Annotated in this window: 3 protein-coding genes; all 3 read left to right on the forward strand. The window is 31.2% G+C overall.

Annotated elements, in window-relative coordinates:
• Positions 1-410, forward strand: a 410-nt coding sequence (locus ACW2QF_RS12225; RefSeq protein ID WP_455716284.1) for a hypothetical protein, incomplete at its 5' end; no start/stop codon positions are given.
• 324 nt (positions 411-734) lie between these two features.
• Positions 735-2,999, forward strand: coding sequence for a helix-turn-helix domain-containing protein (locus ACW2QF_RS12230; RefSeq protein ID WP_455716285.1), 2,265 nt, complete (start codon positions 735-737; stop codon positions 2,997-2,999).
• Positions 3,000-3,339: 340 nt separating this feature from the next.
• On the forward strand, positions 3,340-4,716 hold the full coding sequence (locus ACW2QF_RS12235) for an ABC transporter substrate-binding protein (protein ID WP_455716286.1): 1,377 nt from the start codon (positions 3,340-3,342) through the stop codon (positions 4,714-4,716).
• Positions 4,717-4,884: the final 168 nt, after the last annotated feature.

Genomic DNA, 4,884 nt, shown 5'->3' on the forward strand with positions numbered 1-4,884 from the left:
CAATGGAATCTGCTAGTCAGATTCAAGAAATTATTAATTCAATTCAATACCAAACAAAAGAAACAGTTAAGACAACACAGAAAGCGGAAGAAATTGTTTCCACACAAGAAAAAGCATTACAAGATACAATTAATGTATTTGGAAATATTAATAAGCTGGTAGAAGAATTAGTATTAGAAATTAATAAAGTTAAGCAATATGTATCTGGAATGGAAGGCGCTAAGAATGATTCGCTTGATTCCATTCAGAATATTGCAGCAGTTTCTGAAGAGGCAGCAGCTAGTTCAGAAGAAGTAAGTGCAACTACAATTAATCAGTCTGACGAGATGGAACAACTAGCAACAGCAGCAGAGGGACTTACAAGTGATGCAAAAGTATTACAACAAGCAATAGGAAAATTCAAAATATAATTAATCTATTAAATAATTAATATGTAGAAATAAAATGATACTTTGCTAATATATGCAGTATATTAGCGAAGTATCATTTTTTGTATGGACATAAATTATGTGGCGAGAATAACCTTTCTGATTTAATTTGTTTATGTAGATAAATTTGTAATTAGTCAAAATGTATGGTAATATTAAATAGTTGATTTACAATTAGTAATAATGGCTAATATTATTGTTTTACACACAAATAAATAACATTATTATGCTGGTTAATATAATAATTAAAAGAAAAAAATAAACGAAATAAACAAAAGACTATGCACTTGTGCTAGGAGGATTTCTATGAAATTACAACGAATAAAATGGTCGAAAATGCAGCTAAAGACAGTTTTTTATATATCTTTTTTCAGCTTTATTATATGTCCAATATTAATTGTATTGATTACCGTACTGAATATACTAAATCAGGAATTTAAGAAACAGTCAATTGAAAATATTAAACAAGTGCATGAAACAATAGTTACAGAATTAACTTCTGATATAGGAGTTATGTCAATGAGGTTATCTCATCTCATATATAGTAATGACAATGAGATATTGGATTATGCTGCAGGAACAGATTCAGATGATTTTAAAGAAAGATATGATTCTAATCAAAAACTAAAGCAGGCAAGCGGTTTGGCATTGGAACCCACATCAGAGATAATTTCAGTTGGATTTTATATGAAGGATCAAAAAATCTCGTATTATAAGAATACAATTAACATGTCATATGAGGAGTTAAGTAGTAGTAGATGTTTTAAGACAGCAATTGAAAATAAAAACCAAGTAACAATAGGATTTATTAATAATAAGTTAAATAGTGGGATTTATTCAGGAGCAACCAAGAATTCGTTGATATTAACATTTGCGTTTGCGCCTGATAGAAAGACAGATCGCTCGGAAAAGATAGAAATGGTTATGCTTTATCAAAATTCTGGCGTTGCCAATAAAATTAAGAATTACAATAGGGAGTATCTGAAAGGAAATAATAATTTCGGTATTATGGAAATGACATCAGGCGATGGTGAGAATATATTTACTACACTCGATAGTAAAGAAAAGTTTATTAGTTCAAAATATACGCATATAACCACACCTGTACAGATATATTCAGATACATGGTATATAAATAGTTACATAAAAACAAGTGATTTAAGTTCGAGTTTTTGGAAAGTCGCTCACTGGGTATTATTGGTTGCATTTCTTGTCTTGTTATTGGTATGTTACTATTCTAGTTATTTTTTAAGAAGTATTGTAAAACCGATACAAAGAATTAATTGTGGAATGAGACAGATTGAAGAAGGGGAATTACAAATCCATATTGAACCAGATGGGCAGTATGAAATCCGTACAATGATTCATTCTTTTAATTCAATGGTGCGTAGATTACAAGTGCTAATTTCTGAGTATGAAGAAAAAGTAAAGACAAGTGAAAAATCTTTAGAGGATTATTTTGCTGGAATGATTACTGGTGAGATAACGCCTGAGGAGGTAAGTAGAAGGTCAAAATACTTCTTTGAAGAGAGTTATGTAATTCTAGGGTTTGTGATGAATAAATGTAAATCCAGTGAAAACGAACATAATGGAATGGAAAAACTTCTTTGTAATTTCGAGCGTAACCCTAGGTTTAGTTCACGATGCACCCTGTATATTGAGAATTCCACTACTTTATATGCATTCTATCGTATAACAGAGGAAGATTATATAGGGAATATCAATAGTATGATACAGGAATTGCAAAAATCCATATATAGTGACTATGGGATTGATATAATGGCTAGTATAAGCAAAAAACAATTTGGCTATGGCGATTTTACAGATACATTAGAATATTTACAAAGAAGTTTTGATTTCCGTTTCCTAAAAGGCAAGAATGTTTGTATTGATTGTAATAAAGAAAAAGAATGTATGGATCAATTACTAGAATATTCAATTGAATGCTTAGTATTTTCTAATGCATTGTATATAGCCGATGAAAGAACGATTATACCTGAAAAAGAAAAATTATTTGAAGTACTAAACAAAGTGTCACTTAGAGAGGGACAATTGCATGTATTGGGCTTAATTCTTGCTATAGCTAAGAAATTTAATTCTAATCATGCCAACTTTTATGAAATCTTTGGAGAACAGTACAATTATTTTGAAAAAGTAGAACGGATAGAGGATGTTCGGAGTTTGAAGTTGTGGTTGACAAATTATATTGAATGGATTATCAACTATTCGGTAGAAAAACTATATATTAAAGAAAATGATATTATATCTAAAGCCAAAAGATATATAAACAACCATTATGATAATTCAGTGTTATCACTAAAAGAGGTAGCAGATTATGTTGAATTGAACGAAAAATATTTCACAAGTAAATTTTCGAAAGAAACAGGAGAGACATTTATAAATTATCTTACATCTCTTAGGGTGGAGAAAGCAAAGGACTTGTTGAAAACAACGAATTTTAAGATATATGAGGTAGCAGAAATGGTTGGATACCGTAATGTGGAGAATTTTAATCGTGTTTTCAAAAAAAATATAGGGACAAGTCCTGTGCAATATCGAAAGACAATATAGATTTTTTAGAAAAGAACAACTTCTCTGTATTGAATGCCATATGTGAACATATTTATATGTTCACATATGGCACACAGCTACAAAAAGTTGTTTTTTTTATGTTATATTTCAATGCATTTAGTTTTATTGACATAGCTAGTTTGATCAAACATTATTTTGTAACAATAACAATATTTTATTAAAAACTTTAATTTTCTTACTATATATTAGGAATAGTTACGATATATCAAGAAATCAAAACGGTAATATGTGAAATATAATCAAGAAAAATGAAGTTTTTCCATAGTGATTCGAGGGGAAGATTGTTATGATACAGCTATCAAACAAAAGGAGGATTTTTATGAAACCAAAACGAAAACTCATTGCATCTATTTTAACGGTTACACTTTTAGCAACTTCTTTTATCGGGTGTTCTAAATCAAACAATGAAAAGGAAGCGGTTACACCTACCAATTCAGAAACAACAGACACGAGTACGAATGAAGAGGGAGGAACAGTGAATAAAGAATTATCAGCTTCTCTCACATTTGCAATTTGGGATAACAATCTCAATGATTTTATTGAAGAAAATGATATGGTTGGTAAGTTCCAAGAGCAATATCCTAATATTGATATTGAAGTAGAAAAAATCAAAGATGACAGTGAATATTGGAATACAATGAAAATAAGAACATCAGCAAATCAATTACCAGACATCATGTTTAATAAAACCTTTACATTATCAAGATTTAAAGAGTACTTAGTTGATTTAACGGATACCGTTGCTGCTTCTAATAATGAATTAGCTTCGGGATATGCGATTGATGGAAAGGTCCTTGGAATACCACTGACTTCAGGATATGAATATGTGTACTATTGGAAAGATCTTTTTAAAGAAGCAGGTGTGGAGGTTCCAACTACTTGGAGTGAATTTGAAGAAGTAGCAAAAACATTACAAGCTTATTATGAAAAAGACAATAAGGATTTCATGGCAATTGCTTGTGGATTAAAGGATTCATGGCCAGATTACCCATATATGGAATTTATGCCAGCATTAGAATCAGGAAATGGACAGAATTGGAATACAATGGCTACGCAAGATACTCCTTTCTCAGAAGGGACAGATATTTATAAAGCATATACTAAAGTACATAGTCTATTTACTTCAGGAGTATTAGGAAAAGATCCTTTAGGTTTAGGTAATGATCAAGCAACAACTTTGTTCTCTACAAAGGGTGCAGCTATGATTGCATTAGGTGATTGGGGACTTCAAAACATTAAAGGAGCTACAGAAGATGTATCCCAATTGGGTACTTTCTATTTACCAACGAGAGACACAGAATCTGATCCGTACAATGTAATCGTACAAGGAGATTCCTTTATGGGAGTTACTACCCATTCAAAAAACACAGAAGCAGCGAAAGCATTTGTTGAGTGGTTTTACTCAGATGCATGGTACCCAGATTATCTTAATTATGTATCCTCCGCTTCTTCCATGAAGAATTTTCCAAAAGACAAGGACCCTGTTTTAGCTGAGGCTGACACGCTTGCTCCAGATAAAGTTTTAGTTATGTATGATGGCGGCGGAGATGATTTTACCGCAATCCAAAATACCACAACATTTGACTATAAAATGTTAGGGGCTCAAATGTCAATTAGTGATTTTGATTTAAATAAAGAATTTGATAAGCTAAATTCTGCATGGAAGGATGCGAGGGCGAGTCTCGGTATCAAATAAACTGATTATTTGCAACTATATAAGGGCTACAAATGATAGCCCTTATATAGGTCAATGGTACGGATTAACCCCCTTTAATTGGTACTATTGACCTAAGATAAGGAGGCAGCTGTGAGTAAATTATCCAGAAAAAGAAAACAATTTATTTTAATTTCACTTATAATACCA

This window comes from Anaerosporobacter sp. (assembly GCF_965301125.1).

Excerpts from the sequence above, each read along its gene's own strand:
- ACW2QF_RS12230 (WP_455716285.1), top strand. The coding sequence starts at position 735 with ATGAAATTACAACGAATAAAATGGTCGAAAATGCAGCTAAAGACAGTT.
- ACW2QF_RS12235 (WP_455716286.1), top strand. The coding sequence starts at position 3,340 with ATGAAACCAAAACGAAAACTCATTGCATCTATTTTAACGGTTACACTT.